Origin of the sequence: Kerstersia gyiorum (assembly GCF_048595715.1) — a bacterium.
Lineage (GTDB): Bacteria > Pseudomonadota > Gammaproteobacteria > Burkholderiales > Burkholderiaceae_B > Kerstersia > Kerstersia gyiorum.
The window spans coordinates 2,375,397-2,396,688 of the sequence record NZ_CP169556.1; the positions used below are offsets into that span (position 1 = coordinate 2,375,397).

The window sequence follows — 21,292 nt, forward strand, 5'->3', positions numbered from 1 at the left end:
GCTCATACCCCCAGGTAGCGGCGCAGCAGGTCCTGCCGTTGCGGCAGTTCCTCGCGCGTCAACTCGGCCACGGCCTGGCCGTGTTCGATGATGTACATGCGATCGGCCAGCGGTGCCGCAAACGCAGCGTTCTGCTCGACCAGCAAGATGGTGTAGCCCTGCTCCTTGAGCGTCTGGATCACCCGGCCCAGCTGCGCCACAATCACAGGCGCCAGGCCTTCCGAGATTTCGTCGAGCAAAAGCAGCCGGGCGCCAGTGCGCAGGATGCGCGCCAGGGCGAGCATCTGCTGCTCGCCCCCCGACAACTTTCCGGCAGGGCTGTGTCGTCGTTCCAGCAAGTTTGGGAACATCGCATAAAGTGCCTCGACGCTCATGCCGCCGCTGCCGACCCGAGGCGGCAACAGCAGGTTTTCCTCGCAATTGAGACTGGCATAGATGCCACGCTCTTCCGGACAGTACCCCACGCCCAGGCGAGCGATGCGATGCGGCGCCAGATCAATGGCCTCAGTACCATTGATCGTGATGGAACCCGTGCGTTTTCCAGTCAGGCCCATGATGGCGCGCAGCGCCGTCGTACGGCCTGCGCCATTACGGCCCAGCAAGGTCACGCACTCCCCCTGCATGACGTTCATGTCCAGGCCATGCAGGATATGGGACTCGCCGTAATAGGCATGCAAATTTGTGATGCGCAGATATTCGATGCCCATGTCATTGCCCCCCGGCACCGCCCATATATGCCTCGACCACGCGCGGGTCATTGGCAACGGCCGCGTAATCCCCCTCGGCCAAGACAGCGCCACGCGCCAGCACGGTGATGCGGTCACAGATACCTGACACCACTTTCATGTTGTGCTCCACCATCAGGATGGTCCGGCCCTGCGCCACCTTGCGGATCAAGGCCATCACCCGTTCCACGTCCTCATGCCCCATGCCCTGGGTCGGCTCATCGAGCAGCATCAGTTCCGGCTCCAGCGCCAGCGTGGTCGCTATCTCCAGCGCGCGCTTGCGGCCATAGGGAAGCTCCATGGCGATCATACCGGCGCTGTCCTCCAGCCCCATTTCGGCCAGCAAGGCCATGGCGCGGTCGTTGAGCTGATCCAGCACGCGCGACGGCCGCCAGAAGTGAAACGACAGCCCCAACTGACGCTGCAGGGCGATGCGCACGTTTTCCAGTACGGTCAAATGGGGAAAGACGGCAGATATCTGGAATGAACGAACAATTCCCTGCCGGGCGATACGCGCTGGCGGCTCAGCAGTGATGTCGACACCGTTGAAACGGATAGTGCCGCGCGTCGGGGTCAGGAACTTGGTCAGCAGATTGAAGCAGGTTGTCTTGCCCGCGCCGTTCGGACCGATCAGGGCGTGGATATGGCCGCGCCGGATCCTGAGATCGACGCCGGCCACTGCCACGAAGCCCCTGAATTCCTTGGCCAGACCTGCTGTTTCCAGCACATAGTCATGGTTTGAATCCAAAGCTGTCTCCTTCCTCATCCTTCTATCGGGTGCCTTGTGTCAAGCCTGGGATGCAAGCAGGTTATAGATACTGGAAAAATCCAGCCGGCCATGCCCGGCCTTGCTGTGCAGATCGTACAGATTGCGCACCAGCGCACCGAGCGGTGTCGGCGTACCGGTCGCCAATGCGCTTTCCTGGGCCAGGCCAAGATCCTTCAACATCAGGTCCACACCAAAGCCATCCGCATAGCCATGGGACGCGGGAGCCTGCGCCATCACACCAGGACAAGGGTTGTAAACCTCCAGCGTCCAGTTGCGCCCCGAACTGCGCAGCATGACATCCGACAGCACATTGGGGTCCATCCCATTGGCGATGCCCAGCCGCAATGCTTCGCTGGTACCCGCCATGAGGATGCCCAGCAGCATGTTGTTGCACACCTTGACGGTCTGGCCGCTACCGCAATCTCCGGCATGGAAAATATTCTTGCCCATGGCTTCCAGCAGCGGCCTGCCCCGCTCGAACGTTGCCGTCTCCCCGCCCACCATGAACGTCAAGGTCCCCGCCTTGGCGCCGCCGGTTCCCCCTGACACCGGCGCATCCAGCATGAAATGCCCGGATTCGGCCGCTGCCGCAGCAACCTTGCGCGCCACGGCCGGCGCAATGGTGGAGCAATCCACCAGCAGCGTGCCGGCGGGAACCGCAGCCAGCACGCCTTCATCTCCCAGATACAGCGCTTCGACATGGCGCGAGGCCGGCAGCATTGTGATGACGGCTTGCGCCCCCTCCAAGGCCTGCCTGGCCGAAGCTGCACGCTGGCCCCCTGCCGCCGCGAAGGCCTCCAGGGCTGCCTCGGCCAAATCGTAGCCAAGCACCTGGTGGCCTGCCGCCAGCAGGTTCACGGCCATGGGCAAGCCCATATTGCCCAGTCCGATGAATGCGATCCTCATGTTGTCTCCTCCTGTGCGATCACTTCATGGCGATCGTCGTATTGACGCTGCCGCCTTCAGCATCCGGCTGGAACCAGCGTGCCGTCACGGTCTTGGTCTGTGTCCAGAAGCTGATCGCCTGCTTGCCGTTGGGGCCCAGATCACCCAGCTTGGACGCCCGCGAACCGGTAAAACTGAAATAGGCAACGGGTACGGGAATCGGTACGTTGATACCCACCTGGCCGACGTCGATTTCATTCTGGAACTTGCGGGCTGCCCAGCCGCTGCTGGTGAAGATGGAAGTGCCGTTGCCATTGGGATTGGCATTGATGAAGGCAATCGCCTCATCCAGGGAATCCGTCCCGGCCAGCAACAGCACCGGTCCGAAAATTTCCTGGTCATAGATTTCCATGCCCGGCCGTACCCCGGAAAACACACTGGGACCGACAAAATTGCCGCGCTCGTAGCCAGACACCTGATAGCCGCGGCCGTCCAGTTCGAGCTGCGCCCCCTGCTCGACACCTGACTGGATCAGACGCTCGACACGCGCACGCGCCCGGGGATTGACCAAGGGCCCCAGGTCCGCGGCACGGTCGGTACCTGGCCCGGCACGCAGCGCGCGGGATCGCGCCACGATCTCCGGCACCCAATCGCGCGCCTGGCCGACCAGAACCGCCACCGAGTTGGCCATGCAGCGCTGGCCCGCCGCCCCGAAGGCAGAACCCAGCAAATTGTTGATGGCCTGGTCCTTGTGCGCATCGGGCATGACAATGCAATGATTCTTGGCCCCCATCATGGACTGCACTCGCTTGCCCGCCTCGGTAGCGCGACGATAGATATGGGTGCCCACCGCCGTCGAACCAATGAACGACAAAGCACGGATATCCGGGTGATCACACAGGCTGTTGGCCACATCGGCCCCGCCATGTATCACATTGAGCACTCCCGGCGGCACGCCCGCCTGATGAGCCAATTCCACCAGCAGCATGGTCGAACTGGGTACCTGCTCGGATGGCTTGAGAATAAAGGTGTTGCCGCACGCGATGGCCATCGGAAACATGAAGCACGGCAGCATCACCGGAAAGTTGAATGCCGTGATTCCGGCCCCGACACCCAGCGGCTGCAACAGGCTATAGACATCTACGCCGGTCGCCGCGTTCTCGGCGATTTCCCCCAATTGGAGGGTCGTGATGGCGCAGGCATGCTCGACCACTTCCAGCCCGCGCGCCACCTCGCCCTCGGCGTCAGGGAGCGTCTTGCCATGCTCACGCGTGATCAGCTCGGCCAGCTGTGCAGTATGTTCGCGGATCAGTTGCTGCAATCGCAACATCACCCGCATCCTCGCTCCAAGCGAGGTATTGCGCCAACTCTGGAATGCGCGGACAGCACTGGCCACTGCCAGCTCGACCTCTTCGGGTGTCGCCAGCGGTACTTGCGCCACCACTTCCTGAGTGGCGGGATTGGTGACATCAAGCCACTGCGTACTGCGTGACTGATAAGGCTTGCCATCAATGAAATGCGGAATGCACGGCACGGCCGTTTGCGGCGAACTCATGGTGATACTCCGTGTGAAGGTTCAGGCCAGGTGGTGCTTACTGGACCAGGGGACAAGTGGAGGCGGACAGCGGCTTGAAGGCCAGGTCAGCCGGAATGGTGGCGAGCAGGTTGTAGTAGTCCCAGGGGCCCTTGGACTCTGCCGGGGTCTTGATCTGGTACAGGTACATATCGTGAATGACGCGGCCGTCCGGACGGATGGATGCATTGCGCATCACGGCATCGTCAATCGGCAGCTCGCGCATTTTTTCCATCACGACCTTGTAGTCATCGGTCCCCGCAGCGGCCACAGACTTCAGATAATGCAGCGTGCTGGAGTACACCCCCGCCTGCACCATGGTCGGTTTGTTACCCCGGTAGCGCTGCTCGAAGCGCGCCGAAAACTCCCGCGCCCGATCATCCATATCCCAATAGAAGCCATCGGCAAAAATCAGGCCCTGTGCCGCATCCAGGCCCATCGCATGGACATCGGACAGAAAGATCAGCAAGGCCGCAATGCTGGGCGAACCGCTGCCGATGCCGAATTCCTGGGCCGTCTTGATGGCATTGATCGTGTCCTGGGCGCCATTGGCCAGACCGATCACATCCGCGCCTGAAGCCTGGGCCTGCAGAAGGAATGAAGAAAAGTCGTTATTGTTGAGCGGGTGCCGGATCGCCCCGACCACGGTGCCGCCATTGGCCTTCACCATGTCGCCGGCTTCTTTCTCAAGAGAGTGGCCGAATGCGTAATCCACCGTCAGGAAGTACCATTTCTTGCGCCCCTCCCGCGTCAGGGCGGCGGCAGCACCGGCAGCCTGGGAATAGGTATCGAACATCCAGTGAAAGCCATTGGGCGCGCATTCGTCATTGGTCAACAGCGCCGTTGCCGGCCCGCTGTACATTGCAATGCCGCCTTTTTCGCGTATCAATTTCTGGATCGCCAGCGCGCCCGCCGAATTGGTCAGGTCGACAAAGGCATCGACATGATCGCGGTCCATCCATTCGCGCGCCTTGGCCGAGGCGATGTCTGCCTTGTTCTGGTTGTCTGCCGACAGCACTTCGATATTCATGCCCTTGCAATCGGCCTTGAGGCAATCCTCCACCGCCATTTGCGCGGCAACCACTGAACCGGCGCCGCCCATGCCGGAATACGGCCCGGCCATATCGGTCAACACACCGATCTTGACCACATTGTCCGAAATCTGAGCCTGTGCCACACCGCTTGCCGCTACCGTCAGGGCGAGCGCCGCCCAACGCTTGGAATAAGCTGCCATGTTTGTCTCCTCGGGTTGTCATTCGGATAGCCGGCGTACCGGATTCCTGTTTTTTGTGAATCGAGTATAGCGATGCGTTTCCGACGCGAGTTAGCTAATATATGCAGCACCACTTTGCATTAATGCACAACGAGGATATGCGGCAACGCACAATAAATCATGAATCCAGCACGCCTCAACTGGGATAACCTGCGCATCTTCCTGGCCGTCGCCCGCGCCCACACGGCCCTGGATGCCGCACAACTGCTGGACATGGACCACTCCACCATTACCCGGCGCCTGCGCCGCCTGGAAAATGAAATTGGTTCGCTGCTGTTCAGCCGCACGACGCAAGGCCACGCCCTGACGCCCGAGGGCACACGCCTGTTGAATCACATCGAGAAAATCGAAGCGACCCTGGGTGCAATGGAATCTGATATCCGCAACGATGCCCAGGCGATCAGCGGCCAGGTCCGGCTCGGCGCCACCGAGGGCCTGGGCTGCGCCTTTCTGGCGCCGCACCTGGCCCACTTCTGCGACCGCCATCGCGACATCGTGGTCGACCTGCTGGCGGTCCCCCGCTTCGTCAACCTCTCCAAGCGCGAAGCCGACCTCGCCGTGACCATTGAGCGCCCCGCGGCAGGCGCCTATGTGGCATGCAAGTTGTCCGACTATCGGCTGCAGCTCTACGCTACCTCGCGCTACCTGGCCACGCACCCGCCCATACGCAACCTGCGCGACCTGGCTTCCCATCGCCTGACCGGCTATGTGGATGATCTGGTATTCAGTGCGGAATTGAGCTATCTGGCGCAGATCGCACCGCAATCACGCGTGCCGCTGCGCAGCACCAATGTGATCGCCCAACTGCATGCGGCCCGCCAGGGCAAGGCGCTGGCTGTCCTGCCCTGCTTTCTGGCAGCGGACGCTACAGACCTCATTCCGGTGCTGCCGGGCAAAGCCCGCATCACACGGAATTTCTGGCTGGTGACTCCGGCGGAGCACCGTCAAGTCACCCGGGTGAGAGTCCTGTGGGACTACCTGAGGGAGGTTGCCGAGGTGAACCAGGCCTACCTGATGGGCGAAACCACCACCATGCGCTGGCTGACGGCGCCCAGCATCGAACCCGCGAACGAAGCCGTGCGCGCGCACGAGCAGACCCTTTCCCGTCATGCATCCAGTCCGCGGCCAGACCTGTGACCAGGCGCGTCCGGGCAGTGCCATTCATGTCACGGAAATGCCCGGCCTGGATCAGAAGACAGGCCCCGGCAGAAGGCAAGCCCTGGCCGCCCGGACGATCAGCTGCCTGCTGGCGCGGTACCCAGCCCTCGCCACACGCCACACAGGCCTGCCAACACCGTTATGCCAGCCCGTCCTCGTCATCAACCGCCCACAGGCGCGGCTGACGCGGCCGGACATCCAGCTGGCGGCCCTTGCGGGCACGCTTGCCAAGATAGGCCAGCAGGCTTTCCCCGGCCAGGACATCTTCTACTTCCTTCTTGCGATAGATGCCTGACAAGCGCACCCCGCCCTCGCCGGCCGCCACGATCTGGGCAATGCTGTCCTTGGCGTCCAGGCCCATGAGTATGGTGCCCCGCCCGCCGGCGGTGAGCTTCTTCACCTCATTGATATCAATGACCAGCAGCCGTTCCTGTTCGGACAACAGCGCAAGATAACGGGCTTCCGGCGCGCACGGTACCGGCGCCAGCAGGCTGTCGCCCTTTTCGATCGTGACGTATTGCTTGCCGGCGCGCTGGCGGCTGGTGGCATCCGCCAGCTTGATCTGGAAACCATAGCCGCTTGCGCTGGCCAGCACCCAGCGGCTGTCAGGCGCACCTGCGAACATATGGATGATGCGGCTGCGGGGCTCCAGTTCTATCATGCTCGTGACCGGCGCGCCGTCGCCACGTGCCGACGGCAGGCCCGCCACGGCAATGGTATAGGCCCGTCCAGTGTCACTCAACGCGATCAGCGTGTCGGTAGTGCGGCATTCGAAAGCGCCATACAGCGCATCGCCCGATTTAAAGCCGAACTGGGTGGCGTCGTGGCCATGGCCCTGGCGCGATCGCAGCCAGCCTTGTTGCGATACGATCACCGTGACCGGTTCATCCAGCACTTTGGCTTCCATAACGGCGCGCTCAGCCGGTTCGATCAGGGTGCGACGCTCATCGCCATACAGCTTGGCGTCGGCCTCGATTTCCTTGACCATGGCCCGCTTGAGCGTAGTTTCGTCGTCCAGCAGGGCTTGCAGCTTTTCCAGTTCCTGGCGCTTATCGGCCAGTTCCTGTTCGATCTTGAACCCTTCCAGCCGCGCCAGCTGGCGCAAGCGCATTTCCAGGATGTCATCCGCCTGGCGCTCGCTCAGCGAGAAGCGCGCCATCAACGCCTCGCGCGGTGCATCGGATTCCCGAATGGTCTCGATAACAGCATCGACGTCCAGGTAAACCACCATGCGCCCTTCCAGCACATGAATGCGGTCGGCCACCTTGTCGCGCCGGAAGGCAGTACGCCTGACCACGGTATCACGCCTGAAAGCCAGCCATTCCGTCAGGATTTCGCGCAGCGAGCGCTGGCGCGGACGGCCGTCCAGGCCGATGCACACCAGATTGATGGCAACATTGCCTTCCATGCTGGTACGCGCCAGCAAAGCAGTAGCGAATTCGTCGCGGTCCACCCGCGAGGATTTCGGCGCAAAGACCAGACGCACCGGGGCATCCTTGCCTGACTCATCGCGCACCGTATCCAGCAGGTTCAGCATCAAGGCCTTGGTCTGCTGCTGCTCGGCGCTGAGTGCTTTCTTGCCGGCCTTGGGCTTGGGATTGGTCAGGTCCTCGATTTCCTCAAGCACCTTCTGGCCAGACGTGCCGGGCGGCAATTCGGTCACGACCAGCTGCCACTGGCCACGGGCCATTTCCTCATAGTGCCAGCGCGCCCGCGCCTTGATCGAACCTCGGCCAGTACGATAAATCTGCGCGATATCGTCGGGTGCCGTGATGATCTGGCCGCCGCCGGCGAAATCCGGCCCGGGTACCATCGCGTACAGGTCGTCATCGGGCAGGCTGGGCTTCTTCAGCAGCGCCACGCTGGCACGCGCAACTTCGCCCAGATTGTGCGACGGGATCTCGGTCGCCATGCCCACCGCGATACCGGATGCGCCATTGAGCAGCATGACGGGCAGCCGCGCTGGCAGCATCAGCGGCTCCTGGTAGGAACCATCATAGTTGGGTCCGAAATTGACCGTGCCTTCGTCGAGCTCGTCGAGCAACAGCCGCGCGAAAGGCGTCAGGCGGGCCTCGGTGTAACGCATGGCGGCGGCATTGTCGCCATCGCGCGAGCCGAAGTTGCCCTGGCCGTCGATCAGCGGATAGCGCAAGGTGAAATCCTGCGCCATTCGCACCAGTGCGTCATACGCGGCCTGATCCCCGTGCGGATGGTATTTGCCCAGCACGTCGCCGACGACGCGGGCCGATTTCACCGGCTTGGCGCCGGAATGCAGGCCCATGGCGTGCATCGCATACAGGATGCGGCGCTGCACCGGCTTCTGGCCATCGCCCACTTCGGGCAAGGCGCGGCCGCGCACCACGGAAACGGCGTAATCCAGATAGGCCTGTTCGGCGTACAGCCCCAGCGTCAGGTCGCCATCCGGATCCTGGTTGGCGTCCTGCGGATCAAAATTTTGGTTGAAATCGTCAGTCATATGTCCAGCTCGGCCAGGTTGCCCTTGTCTTCGATCCAGCTGCGGCGCTGGGCCGCTTCCCCTTTGCCCATCAGCATGTCGAACATGCGGCGGGTATCATCGCGGCCCAGCGGGCCATAGGCCACGCGCTGCAGGCGCCGGGTATCCGGATTCATCGTGGTTTCCCACAGGTGTTCAGGGCTCATTTCTCCCAGGCCCTTGAAACGGCTGATGCGCCAGCTATCCTCGCGCACGCCTTCCTTGCGCAGTTTTTCCAGCAGGCCATCCAGTTCACCTTGGTCCAGGCAGTAGATCTTGCGCGCCGGGCGCTTGCCCTGCGCCGGCACGTCCACCCGGAACAGCGGAGGCCTGGCCACGTGGATATGCCCGGCCTCTACCAGCCGGGGAAAATGCTTGAGGAACAGCGTCAGCAACAGCACCTGGATATGCGAACCGTCGACATCGGCATCCGACAGGATGCAGATACGCCCGTAGCGCAAGCCGGACAGGTCGGGATCATCCTCCGGGCCATGGGGATCGACCCCGATGGCCACGGAAATATCGTGAATTTCGTTATTGGCGAACAGACGGTCGCGCTCCACCTCCCAGGCATTGAGCACCTTGCCGCGCAAGGGCAGCACGGCCTGGAAGGATTTGTCCCGGCCCATCTTGGCTGAGCCGCCGGCCGAGTCGCCCTCGACCAGGAACACTTCGGTACGCGAAACGTCGCTGGATTCGCAATCGGTCAGCTTGCCGGGCAGCACAGCCACGCCGGAACTCTTGCGCTTTTCCACTTTCTGCGCGGAACGAACCCGCGCCTGGGCCTGGCGGATGGCCAGCTCTGCCAGCTTGCGGCCGTATTCCACGTTGGAGTTGAGCCATAGGTCCAGGGTGCCCTTGACGAAGCCAGACACCAGCCGGACCGCGTCGCGGCTATTCAGGCGCTCCTTGATCTGGCCCTGGAACTGCGGGTCCAGTACCTTGGCCGAGAGCACGAAACTGGTGCGCGCAAAGACATCCTCGGGCAGCAGTTTGATGCCCTTGGGCAGCAGGCCGTGCAGTTCGACAAACGATTTGACGGCCTGGAACAGGCCGTCGCGCAAGCCGGCCTCATGGGTGCCGCCGGCAGGCGTGGGGATCAGATTGACATAGGACTCACGCGCCACCTGACCTTCAGTCGTCCAGGCCACCACCCAATCGGCGCCCTCGCCCTGGGAATGATGTTCGTCATCGGCGCCGGCATGTTGCCCGCCCTCGAAAAAGGGCACCAGCAATTCCGCACCGTCCAGCGCTTCGGCCAGATAATCGTGCAGACCGTTCTCATAGCGCCAGGTTGTGGCGGCGCCGGTTTTTTCCACCTTGAGCACAACCTTCACGCCTGGCAGCAGGACAGCTTTGCTGCGCAGCAGGTGCGTCAGTTCATTGAGCGGAATGGTGGCACTGTCGAAATAACTGGCATCCGGCCAGAGCCGCACTCGCGTGCCGGATTTCTTGCGGCCAGCCTCCGGGCAGGGGGCCAACGGCTCCACCAGATCCCCGCCGGCAAAAGCGATGCGATGCACGCTGCCGTCACGCCAGACTGTCACTTCCAGCCGGGTGGAAAGCGCATTGCTGACCGACACGCCCACGCCGTGCAGGCCGCCGGAAAAGGCATATGCGCCGCCGTCCTGCTTGTCGAATTTACCGCCGGCGTGCAAGCGCGTGAACACCAGTTCTACCACTGGCGCGTGCTCCTCGGGGTGCATGCCGACCGGAATGCCGCGCCCGTCGTCTTCGACGGTGACGCTGCCGTCCAGGTGCAACGTGACCTGGATCTGCTTGCCGAAACCTGCCAGCGCTTCGTCGGCCGCGTTGTCGATGACTTCCTGGATGATATGCAGCGGGTTCTCGGTGCGTGTGTACATGCCCGGGCGCTGTCGTACCGGCTCCAGTCCTTTCAGGACGCGGATGGATGCTTCGTTATATCGCGGTGTCGCCACGCAATTGCTCCAACTACTGTGGAAAAAAACAGACATTTTAAGGAAAGTCGGCGCCTTGCGCTCTTTTACGTGCCAAACTTCTTGCTTGTTCCCCCGTGAGCAACACCCGGCGCGCCTTTCCAGCCCACCACCGGCTGCCAGAAGCCCCGATACAGTGTTATGCTCACTGCTATCAGTATCACCTATTCATGGGAAACCTAAACGACCAGGCGCCCCGCCTAGTCTTTCCCGCCACGAGAATCCATCATGAGTGAAGCCATCAAGCACATCAGCGACGCCAGCTTCGACGCTGACGTCCTCAAGTCCTCCCAACCCGTCCTGGTCGATTACTGGGCAGCCTGGTGTGGCCCGTGCAAAATGATCGCCCCCATCCTCGAGGATGTTGCCCGCGACTTTGCCGGCCGTCTCACGATCGCCAAGCTGAACGTGGACGATAACCCCGAAAGCGCTGCCAAGTATGGCATCCGTGGCATCCCGACCCTGATGCTGTTCAAGGATGGTCAAGTCGCCGCCACCAAGGTTGGCGCCGTCTCGAAGGCCCAGCTGACGGCTTTCCTGGAAAGCTCGCTGTAATCCGCCATCACGGAGCAGGTTTCGCGCCTGCTCCGACGCGCTCGGCGTCTTCTATCGCCGGCCAGCATCTCCTTACGAACAAGTCCTTTCTTTCCATCCCCTCTTTTCTCCGCTCATGCACCTGAATGAACTGAAGGCGCTGCACGTCTCGCAGCTGCTGGAAATGGCCGCGAGCCTGGACATCGACAACGCCAACCGGCTCCGCAAACAAGAGCTGATGTTCGCCATCATGAAGCGCCGTGCCAAGCAAGGCGAGCAGATTTTTGGCGATGGCGTGCTCGAAGTGCTGCCTGACGGTTTCGGCTTCCTGCGTTCGCCCGATACCTCCTATCTGGCCAGCCCCGACGACATCTATATTTCCCCGTCCCAGATCCGGCGCTTCAACCTGCATACCGGCGACTCCATCGAAGGCGAAGTCCGCGTGCCCAAGGATGGCGAACGCTATTTCGCACTGGTGAAGGTCGATCGTGTCAACGATCAGCCGCCCGAAGTGCTCAAGCACCGCATCATGTTCGAGAACCTGACGCCGCTGCACCCGGATTCTCCGATGCGCCTGGAACGCGACATCAAGAGCGAAGAGAACCTGACGGGCCGTATCCTCGACATCTTCGCGCCCATCGGCAAGGGCCAGCGCGCCCTGGTCGTCGCCAGCCCGAAGTCGGGCAAGACCGTGATGATGCAGCACATTGCCCATGCCATCACGACCAACTACCCCGACGCCTACATGATCGTCCTGCTGGTCGATGAGCGCCCCGAGGAAGTGACCGAAATGCAGCGCACCGTGCGCGGCGAAGTCGTGGCTTCCACGTTTGACGAGCCTGCCACACGCCACGTTCAGGTCGCGGAAATGGTGATCGAGAAAGCCAAGCGCCTGGTTGAGATGAAACGCGATGTGGTCATCGTGCTGGACTCCATCACGCGTCTGGCACGTGCCTACAACACCGTGGTGCCGTCCTCCGGCAAGGTGCTGACCGGCGGCGTGGACGCCAACGCCCTGCAACGCCCCAAGCGCTTCTTCGGTGCAGCCCGCAATCTGGAAGAAGGCGGCTCATTGACCATCATCGGCACCGCACTGATCGAAACCGGCAGCCGCATGGATGAAGTGATCTACGAAGAATTCAAGGGTACCGGCAACTGCGAAGTCCACCTGGAGCGCCGCCTGGCAGAGAAACGCATTTACCCGGCCATGAACCTGAACAAGTCGGGTACGCGCCGCGAGGAACTGCTCATCAAGCCGGACCTGCTGCAGAAAATCTGGGTGCTGCGCAAGTTCATCCACGAAATGGACGACGTGCAGGCCATGGAGTTCATTCTCGACAAGATGCGCAAGACCAAGAACAACGCCGAATTCTTCGACATGATGAAGAAATAAGCGCAGTGCAGGCCTCATGCCTGCACCCTTTCCACCGGCCAGGCTGCCTCCGCGCAGCCTGGCAGGCGGGATTCACAGCCAGCCCCGACGACAATCGCCGAGGCTGGCTGTTTTCATCGGGCTGTTTTCAGGGATCAGTTGCCGGTCTCGGCATAGTGCAGCTCTGCGGACGGGCTGCTGGCGCGTTCGGGCTTTTCCTTTTCCAGCGCCTCGATGCTGGGGTCGTCCCAACTGCCGGTGACTTCGTACTCCAGCCGCATGGCTCGGGCCAGCGGGTCTTTCAGCAACCATTGCGCCACGAACGCCCCTACCCCTACCACCGGGTTCACCACAAAGCCGGCCGCCACCGAGGCCCCGCTAACATCCAGGTGAGGCGTCACCGTCGCCTGCAGGTTCCAGCGTTGCTGAACCAGGTCAGTGCCGCCCTGCAGCACGACCTGAGCCGCCGGGCCATCCACCGTCAGGGTCTTGATATCCATCTCGGGTCCGGCCAGCTGCACCGTTCCCACGATGCTGTCAAAAGGAAAGCCATCCTTGAACGCCTCGGCGGGGCGGGCATCCAGGCTCAACACCCGCGACAGCGATTGCAGCGACAGAATTTCCAGCACTCTGGCGCTGCGCGAACGCATGTGCACAAACCGCCCCTGTTCAAGATCCAGCGCTACCGTGCCGCTGAGGCTGCGACCATCCTGGCGCCAGGGGAAATCCAGCCAGCGCAAGCTGCCCGTCGCCTTGCCACGGCCAGCGCGTACGGCATCGTCCAAGCCCCAGACATCCAGCCACTTTCCCAGGTCGCTGACGGCAGTATTGAGGTTGAGCGCCAGCCCCCGACCCGGCCCTTCGACCTGCCAGTTGCCGGTGGCGCTCAGCACTGCTCCCGGCTGCCCCAGCACCAGACTGTCCAGCCCCCAGTCGCCGCGCATGTTGCGATTTTTCCCGCGCGCCTGCAGTTTGCCCAGCGCCTTGCCGCGCCATGACAACTCATTGATTTTCAAATCCAGGTCCGGCAGGCGGAAGGCCGACGAAATATTCCAATCAGGTGCTTCCTGCGTCGGCGACTGGCTGGCCTGCCCGACAGCCTGGGGCCATGCCAGGCGGCCGAATTCAGCCAGCAGCACAGGATGCTGCGCCTCAGGCTGGCTGCGCCAATCCAGCGTACCGTCCAGTTCGTCTCCCTGCACGGCAATACGCCAGCCGCCACGTGCCTGGCGCTCGGCCTGCAGGCGAACCTGGTTCCACTGCGCGGCAAACGCGTGCACCCGCTCTGCCGCCAGCTTCACGCTGGCCAGCCCCGGCAGCAATGGCCGTCCGCTCGCCTGGCCATCGTCGAAATCCGTGAAAACCTGATCCCAGGCAGCCCAGTCGAACTCCGGCATATGCAGGTCTACCGCCAGCCCCGATACCGGCAGCGCCAGGGCCACCGCACCATCGACCAGCGCGCCACGCCAGAAATAGGCATCGCGGCGGGCCGCATCGTGCTCCAGCCGCAGGGCACCGATACCGCCAATACGCGCCGCCAGCACTTCGCTGCCTGCCGCTTCTCCCGGCCCCCAATTCAGGGTAACGGAGCGGCGCGCCTGCGCCGCTTTTCCCAGCGGAGCAGGAAAGTCCAGCGTCGTTCCCTGCAGGCTGCTGTCGACCTGCAACCACAAGCGGTCGCCAGCATCCATGCCTAGTCTGGCCTGGTAGGGAATTTCCCCACCAAAACGCGCAGCCGCTGCCGGCGGCAACCAGCGCTGCAGGCTGTCGGCCGCCAGCGCGCCCTCCATGTTCAGGGCCGCGTCGATATCCTTGCGCGTCAATTTGCCGCCCAGGCTGAAGGCACCGCCCAGGAAACGGCCGCGGATATCACGTGCAGAGATACCGTCGTTATCAAAATCCAGCCAACCACTCAGCGCCGAGAACACGGGGATTTCCGGCTTGATTTCTACTTGCCCGCCCTGCAAGGCCACGGAACCGCTGACCTGGCTGTCCACACTGTGCATCAAGGGAATATCCAGCTTGAGCGCCATGCCCCAATTGCCAGTCGCAGCGATCTGGGGCAACACGGTATGCGCCAGGATCTCGCCAAGATCCGAATGCTGCATCAGCGCCAGGTAATGGCGCGCCTCGCCAGCCAGCCCGGCATCAACCTTGAGGTGCGCAGCCTGACGGTAGAGATCCGTGATACTTGCGGCAGCCCGGTTCAGCGCCAGCCGATTGGCCGGCCCCGTGATCACGGTACCGGATTCCAGTTCCAGCGCCAGAACATTCTGCAGGAGATCCATGCGGCCCTTGGCGGACTGCACCAGCGGCCAGCCCTTGTACCTGCCATGTGCCGGGGCGTAATCCAGCGTCAGTCCATCGAAATCCCCTTTGAGGGAAAAACGCGTCCCCTCGCTGGCCGCGTCCTCGAACGGAAAATCATCCAGGTTGCCGCGCAATTCCAGGTCTGACTGCCGCAGCTCTCCGGCCTTGAGCGCCGTCGCCAGCCAGTGCCGGGTCTCTTCCGGCACCACCAGAGGGAAATAGGCGTGCAGGGCAGGCAAAGACAGGCGCGCAATGGTGCCCTGGACATCCAGCCACCCGGCCTCGCTGCCTGCCTTCTGCTGCCATTGCCCCTGCAACGCCAGGGCCAGGTCCTCATTTTCCAGAGACAGCCGCCGCACAGCGGCCGACCAACCCTCTGCATCCGCCCCGCGCAGTTCCGCGACGGCAGACGCCTGCCGCAAGGGCAGGCGGCGTTCGCCGAACTCTGCGGGCCACCAGAACGCCGCATCCCGCAACGCAACATCGGCATAGACCCGCTGGCCCTCCCGCGCAGGCGCAAGCCAGGCTGGCAAGGCCGCGCCAGCCTGCTGCTGACTGTCTGCCTGCGCCGCCGGAGGCGGCACCTGCCACAAGGCGGCAGGCGAACCATCGGCATACACGTCGACGGCAGCCGCCTGCAGGGCGGCTGCCTGCGTCCGCCAGGCAAGACCGCGCGCATGCAAATCCAGTATCACATGCTCCAACACGCCGTCCTGCACCAATGCCCAGGCCTGGCCGGATACCTGCCCCTGCTCCAGACCTGCCTGCCGGGCCGGCAGCCAGGCCGCCCAGCGCGCCAGGTCCACGCCGGTGAAACCGGCATACAGGCGCGCATCCCAGTTCGGCTGACGGGAAAGCACTTCGAACCAGCGCCGGTCGAATTCGCCGCGCAGTGTCAGGCTGCCAGCCTCTGTATCCGCCCCTGCCGGCAACGCTGCCGACAATCCGAAGGCATGGTGGGCAAAACGGTTGATGAAACGTGCCTGCACCGAACTCAGCAGCAATTCCGGCGCTTGCGGATCGTGGCGCTCATCGCGCCAGCGTAATACGGCATCGCGCACAACCCATTCGCGCTGCTTGCCCAGCCAGCGCAACACGCGTTCACTGGCTTGCGGGTCATCCGAAGCCGTTTGCCCCTGCGGGCCGGCCAGGTGGATGTTGCCCTGGGCATCCCGCCGCACCGACAGATCCAGGCCGCGCACCTCCAGGTACAGGAACAGCGGTTCCCATTGCAACAGGCTGCGCCAGGACATGACCGCCTGTGCTTCCGGTACGCTGAGCACCTCGCCATCGTCCCCCTGTATGCGCACCCCGGACAAAGCCAGCCTGGCGTTGAGGCCGCGCCAATCCGCGCCCACCCGGCTGATTTCCACCTTGGCGCCCAACGCCTGCGACGCGACGCGCTCTATCGCCGGGCGGAACCTGTCCACCTGGGGCAGCACCGCATAGCGAACGACCAGCAGCGAGCCTGCGGCCGCCAGATACAGCGACAGCAGCAGCCAGAACAGTATGTGCAGGAATTTCCTTAACCGGCGCAATGCAGTGCTTCCTCGCGCATGGTCCCTCTTGTTGTATTCTGCTTCAAGCGAAGCATCGCAGCCCGCGCAGCATGCGTCCAGCCGATGTCCGGGCTGTCCCTCCGGGACGCCAGCCCATCGACCAAAATGCAATCAGCGCTTCGCTTGATGATTGATTCGTCAGTGCAATAGTTATATTAGACCTCAGAAACCGCTTGCGTTCCCGGCCTGGACGCTGGCGGGCATTTCCACCGCGCAGCCACTGCCTTCGAGCCCCTGTCATGAGCGATTTCTCCCCTACCGCCGCTTCCCTGCCCTCGCCACCGGAAACCGGCCCAGACACCCAGCCCTCCCCTCGCGCCGCCCTGCAGGCCGCACTGGCCTGGTCGGAGTACCTGGCCCGCCGCCTCCAGGCCCGGCCAGGGCTGCAGGACACGATAGAAGCGCTGGCACTTGCGCCGGTGGATGCCGGGGTCATACAGCAACAGTTCCAGGCCCTGGCGGCTACGGCTGCCCTGGCGACGAATGAGGGACTGGATCCCGACGCCGCCAGACGCGTCCTGCGCCAGCTGCGCGAACGCATCTTCTGCACGCTCATGGTGCGAGATATCGGCGGCATGGCGACACTGGAAGAAGTCACCCGGAGCATGACGGCGCTGGCCGAACTGGCCGTGGCCACGGCCTATCGCACCACGATGGCGGAACTGACGCGTGTATATGGCACGCCACGCGACCCTGCCAGCGGCGCTCCGCAGGAAATGATCATCGTCGGCATGGGCAAGCTGGGCGGTGAGGAACTGAATGTCTCGTCCGATATCGACCTGATCATGCTGTATGGCGAGGAAGGTGAAACGGACGGTGCCCGGCGCCTCAGCCACCACGAGTTCTATGGCCGCCTGACGCAGCGCATGATGCCCATCCTGGCCGATAACGATATCAACGGCTATGTTTTCCGCACCGACCTGCGCCTGCGCCCCGACGGTGACGGCGGCCCCTTGGCCTGGAGCCTGGACGCGCTGGAACACTATCTGCTGCGCCAGGGCCGGGAATGGGAACGCTATGCCTGGCTGAAGGCGCGCGCACTACCGGCCCGCGCCTTTCCGGACAGCCAGCTCGACGAACAGTGGCGGCAGATGGAAAGCCTGCGCGTGCCTTTCGTCTACCGCAAATACTTCGATTTCGATGCCATCGCCGCGCTGCGCGCGCTGCGGGAACGCATCAGCAATGATTGGAACCGCCGTGCACATGCACGCAATGGCGTCGAAGCGATCCACAACATCAAGCTGGGTGAAGGTGGCATCCGGGAAATCGAATTCGTGGTGCAACTGGCCCAACTGATGCGCGGCGGCCGGCAGCCCACGCTGCAGGAACGCAATCTGCTGCTGGCGCTTCAGGCCGAACAGGACGCGGGCGTCATGCCTGCCGAGGAAGGCGCGCAACTGGCACAGGCCTACCGTTTCCTGCGCCGCACCGAGCACATGCTGCAATACCGCGCCGATGAGCAGACCCATTTGCTGCCCGCCGGCCCGGAACGCCTGGCCCAACTGGCGCATGCCATGGGCATGAAGGAAGCGGAATTCAGCGCCTGCCTGGCGCAGCACCGCGCCAATGTCTCGCGCATCTTCCAGGATGTCTTTCATCTGACCGGCATCGGCCGCGCCGTAGCGCCCGGCAGCGACACCGGCAGCCAGGAAGACAGCCCGGACGTGCAGGAAAAACTGGAAGCCCTGGCGCGCCAGCATTTCACGGACCAGGCGGATGGCCTGCTGCAAAGGATACGCGCCATGCTGGGCGGCCATCGCATGCGCAGCCTGCCCTCGCTCAGCCGTGAACGGGTGGAGCGACTGCTGCCTGCCGTGCTGGAAACCGCGGCGCGCACAGAAGCCCCGCACGACGCTGCCGTGCGCCTGCTCGACCTGATCGAACAGATATCCCAGCGCAGCGCCTATCTGGCCCTGCTGGCAGAGTACCCCGACATCCTGACCCGCGTGGCCCGCATCGTAGGCGCCAGCCCCTGGGCCGCCCAATACCTCACCCAGCATCCCCTGCTGCTGGACGGCCTGATCGACTGGAACACGTTGGCCGAGCCCCTGGAGGTGCGCCAGCTGGCGCAACAACTGCGCAGCGAACTGGATGCCTGCCAACTGCCCGACGGCTCGCCCGATGTCGAGCGACAGATGAACCTGATGCGCGACACCCAGCGCCAGGCCAGTTTCCAGCTGCTGACGCAGGACCTGGAAGGCACCCTAAGCGTCGAAGCGCTGGCCGATCAGCTGTCCAGCCTGGCCGACGCTCTGCTCGAAGAAACCATTCACCGCATCTGGCCCATGGTCAAGCGCAACAACGTGCTGCCCCAACCGCGCTTCGCCGTCATCGCCTACGGCAAGCTGGGCGGCAAGGAACTGGGCTATACCTCCGACCTGGATCTGGTCTTCATCTACGAAGACCCGGACGACAATGCTGCCGAGCTGTATGCCCGCCTGGGCCGGCGCATGACCTCCTGGCTGACCACCATGACTTCATCGGGCAGGCTCTATGACGTGGACCTGCGGCTGCGCCCCGATGGCGACGCCGGCTTGCTGGCCGTGTCCTACGATGCCTTCGCGCGTTACCAGCGCGATCACGCCTGGCTCTGGGAACATCAGGCCCTGACAAGGGCGCGTTTTGCCGCTGGCGACGCCTGCCTGGGAGAGCGCTTCGAAGCCCTGAGGCGGGAAATCCTGCTGCGCCCCAGGGACCCGCTGTTGCTGGCCGAAGAAGTCCGCGCCATGCGCCAGCGCATCAGTGACGGCCACCCCAACCCCAGCATGCTGTTCGATATCAAGCACGACCGGGGCGGCATGGTGGATATCGAATTCATCACCCAATACCTGGTCCTGCGCCACGCCTGCCAACATCCGGCGCTGCTGGACAACCTGGGTAACATCGCGCTGTTGCGCATCGCCGGTGAACTCGGGCTGATACCACAGGACCTGGCACGCCAGTCCGGCGACGCCTATCGCATCATGCGCCGCATACAACACAACCTGAGAATGCGCGGCGATGAAAAAGCCAGGCTGCCTGCCGGTCAGATGGCCAGCGAACGCGCCGTGGCCGAACGGCTCTGGCAGCAAGTGCTGGGCCCCCGGTTACCCGAAAACAATCACCTCCATCATTGAAGCGGATTACGCATGATTACCCTGCATCACCTCGAACACTCACGCTCGCAACGCATCATCTGGCTGCTTGAAGAGCTCGGACTGGAATACCAGATCCAGCATTACGCCCGCGATGCAGACACGCACCTGGCGCCGGCCGCCCTGCTGGCAGTGCACCCGCTGGGCAAGGCGCCGGTCATCACCGACGGCGACAACGTGGTGGCGGAATCCGGCGCCATCATCGAATACCTGGTCGACCGGCACGGCGGCAATGCCAGCCTGCGTCCCGCAGCCGGCACGCCGGAAGCGCTGCGCTGGACCTACTGGCTGCACTTCGCCGAAGGCTCGATGATGCCGCCGCTGCTGGTGCAATTCATTTTCCGCCGGGTACGCAAGGCTGACATGCCCTTCTTCGCACGCCCCATTGCCGAACGCATCGCCGACAGCGTCGAATCGGCCTTCGTCCAGCCCAATCTCGGACGCCAGCTCGACTTCATGGAAAGCGAACTCGCCAGCCGCGACTGGTTTGCCGGCGATGCCTTCACCGCTGCCGATATCCAGCTGAGCTTCCCACTGGAAGCCGCCGCCGCCCGGGAATGGCTGACCCCCGAAAAGCACCCGCGCCTGCTCGGCTGGCTGGCGCGCATCCAGGCCCGTCCCGCCTACCTGCGCGCACGCGAGCGCGGAGGCCCCTACGAGCTGTGAGCCGTCAGGCATATCGTTCCAACGCCATCTCATAAGAGACGGCGTTATACTGACCATGTCCTGTCGAACTGCAACTGCAGCCAGCCAGGGCAAGCGTTTTCAGGGCGGGGTGAAACTCCCCACCGGCGGTAGGCGTGCCAATAGACACGCGAGCCCGCGAGCGCCCGGCAGCCTTGTTGCCGGGGTCAGCAGATCCGGTTCGATGCCGGAGCCGACGGTCATAGTCCGGATGAAAGAAAGCGCGCAAATCCTCCACCCACGGCCGCTGGCCGCAGGGGGTCGGTTTTCGTGTTGTCTGCCCTGATTCTGGAACTCAGTCTTCAATGGGAATACCATGAATCAGTCCGTTTCTCGCAATACCCCTCTCCCCACCCGCACACCTCGTTATGCCGTCATCCAGGCAGGCTGGCACGCGGAAATCGTCGGCCAGGCTCGCGAAGGCTTTCTCGACGAACTGGCCAGGCACGGCTACGCTGCCGACCTCGTCGACATTTACACCGTGCCAGGCGCCTTTGAAATTCCGCTGCATGCGCAGCGCCTGGCCCGCAGCGGCCGCTATGACGGCATCGTTGCCACGGCCTTCGTGGTCGATGGCGGCATCTACCGCCACGATTTCGTTGCCTCGGCTGTCATCGACGGCCTGATGCGCGTGCAACTGGACAATGACGTTCCGGTCTTCTCCGTCGTGCTCACGCCGCACCATTTCCACGAACACGACCAGCACCAGGACTACTTCTTCCGCCACTTCTCGCAGAAGGGCGCCGAAGCGGCACGTGCTGCACTGGAAACCGTCGCCAGCCTGGAGCAACTGCCCACAGCTGCCACCGAGCTCGCCGCGGCCTGAAGCCGTTCTCCCGGCCAGCGCCACGGCGTCGGTCGGGA

Annotated in this window: 14 protein-coding genes and 1 riboswitch; of the genes, 6 read left to right on the forward strand and 8 right to left on the reverse strand. The window is 63.3% G+C overall.

Features of this window, described 5'->3' with window-relative positions; genetic code table 11:
- Positions 1-2: 2 nt before the first annotated feature.
- From ACEW7X_RS10490 to ACEW7X_RS10510, 5 genes are read right to left on the reverse strand one after another with little or no spacing between them, the layout of a single operon-like run.
- Positions 3-707 (reverse strand): ABC transporter ATP-binding protein, encoded by a 705-nt coding sequence (locus ACEW7X_RS10490; RefSeq protein ID WP_068370612.1) that lies wholly within the window; start codon positions 705-707, stop codon positions 3-5.
- 1 nt (position 708) lies between these two features.
- Positions 709-1,473, reverse strand: coding sequence for an ABC transporter ATP-binding protein (locus ACEW7X_RS10495; RefSeq protein ID WP_238591365.1), 765 nt, complete (start codon positions 1,471-1,473; stop codon positions 709-711).
- Positions 1,474-1,512: 39 nt separating this feature from the next.
- The gene (mmsB, locus tag ACEW7X_RS10500) at positions 1,513-2,400 is read right to left on the reverse strand and encodes a 3-hydroxyisobutyrate dehydrogenase (RefSeq protein ID WP_130487373.1); all 888 of its coding nucleotides are present in this window, start codon (positions 2,398-2,400) and stop codon (positions 1,513-1,515) included.
- A gap of 19 nt (positions 2,401-2,419) precedes the next feature.
- Positions 2,420-3,934 carry a CoA-acylating methylmalonate-semialdehyde dehydrogenase gene (locus tag ACEW7X_RS10505; RefSeq protein WP_127774597.1) on the reverse strand — a complete coding sequence of 505 codons (1,515 nt, stop codon included), beginning with the start codon at positions 3,932-3,934 and terminating at the stop codon, positions 2,420-2,422.
- 37 nt (positions 3,935-3,971) lie between these two features.
- Entirely contained in the window at positions 3,972-5,186 is a 1,215-nt protein-coding gene (locus tag ACEW7X_RS10510) for an ABC transporter substrate-binding protein (protein WP_134838605.1), read from the reverse strand.
- A gap of 159 nt (positions 5,187-5,345) precedes the next feature.
- On the opposite strand from ACEW7X_RS10510, the gene ACEW7X_RS10515 reads away from it, so the two are divergent.
- Complete coding sequence (locus ACEW7X_RS10515; RefSeq protein ID WP_134838606.1) at positions 5,346-6,362, forward strand: LysR family transcriptional regulator; 1,017 nt, start codon at positions 5,346-5,348, stop codon at positions 6,360-6,362.
- 160 nt (positions 6,363-6,522) lie between these two features.
- On the opposite strand, the gene parC is transcribed toward ACEW7X_RS10515, so the two are convergent.
- Positions 6,523-8,859 carry a DNA topoisomerase IV subunit A gene (gene parC, locus ACEW7X_RS10520; protein ID WP_068370598.1) on the reverse strand — a complete coding sequence of 779 codons (2,337 nt, stop codon included), beginning with the start codon at positions 8,857-8,859 and terminating at the stop codon, positions 6,523-6,525.
- A complete protein-coding gene (gene parE, locus ACEW7X_RS10525; protein WP_134838607.1) occupies positions 8,856-10,817 on the reverse strand; it encodes a DNA topoisomerase IV subunit B in 1,962 nt (653 codons plus the stop codon). Before parE ends, parC begins: the two co-directional genes overlap by 4 nt.
- A 246-nt stretch (positions 10,818-11,063) precedes the next feature.
- Here parE and trxA point away from each other — a divergent pair, with 246 nt between their 5' ends.
- Together trxA and rho are read left to right on the forward strand one after the other, a co-directional pair.
- Positions 11,064-11,390 carry a thioredoxin TrxA gene (trxA, locus tag ACEW7X_RS10530; protein ID WP_068370596.1) on the forward strand — a complete coding sequence of 109 codons (327 nt, stop codon included), beginning with the start codon at positions 11,064-11,066 and terminating at the stop codon, positions 11,388-11,390.
- A gap of 115 nt (positions 11,391-11,505) precedes the next feature.
- Positions 11,506-12,762, forward strand: a complete 1,257-nt coding sequence (gene rho / locus ACEW7X_RS10535; protein WP_068370594.1) for a transcription termination factor Rho — start codon at positions 11,506-11,508, stop codon at positions 12,760-12,762.
- A 134-nt stretch (positions 12,763-12,896) separates the two neighbouring features.
- Here rho and ACEW7X_RS10540 read toward each other — a convergent pair whose 3' ends face one another.
- A complete protein-coding gene (locus ACEW7X_RS10540; RefSeq protein ID WP_420177178.1) occupies positions 12,897-16,589 on the reverse strand; it encodes a YhdP family protein in 3,693 nt (1,230 codons plus the stop codon).
- A gap of 260 nt (positions 16,590-16,849) precedes the next feature.
- On the opposite strand from ACEW7X_RS10540, the gene glnE reads away from it, so the two are divergent.
- The 3 genes from glnE to ACEW7X_RS10555 all read left to right on the forward strand — a co-directional run bounded on the left by glnE (position 16,850) and on the right by ACEW7X_RS10555 (position 21,254).
- The gene (gene glnE, locus ACEW7X_RS10545; RefSeq protein ID WP_420177179.1) at positions 16,850-19,726 is read left to right on the forward strand and encodes a bifunctional [glutamate--ammonia ligase]-adenylyl-L-tyrosine phosphorylase/[glutamate--ammonia-ligase] adenylyltransferase; all 2,877 of its coding nucleotides are present in this window, start codon (positions 16,850-16,852) and stop codon (positions 19,724-19,726) included.
- Positions 19,727-19,738: 12 nt separating this feature from the next.
- Complete coding sequence (locus tag ACEW7X_RS10550) at positions 19,739-20,410, forward strand: glutathione S-transferase (RefSeq protein ID WP_068370591.1); 672 nt, start codon at positions 19,739-19,741, stop codon at positions 20,408-20,410.
- A 91-nt stretch (positions 20,411-20,501) separates the two neighbouring features.
- A riboswitch (FMN riboswitch) is annotated at positions 20,502-20,655 on the forward strand.
- A gap of 89 nt (positions 20,656-20,744) precedes the next feature.
- A complete protein-coding gene (locus ACEW7X_RS10555) occupies positions 20,745-21,254 on the forward strand; it encodes a 6,7-dimethyl-8-ribityllumazine synthase (RefSeq protein WP_068370590.1) in 510 nt (169 codons plus the stop codon).
- The last annotated feature ends 38 nt before the right edge of the window (positions 21,255-21,292 follow it).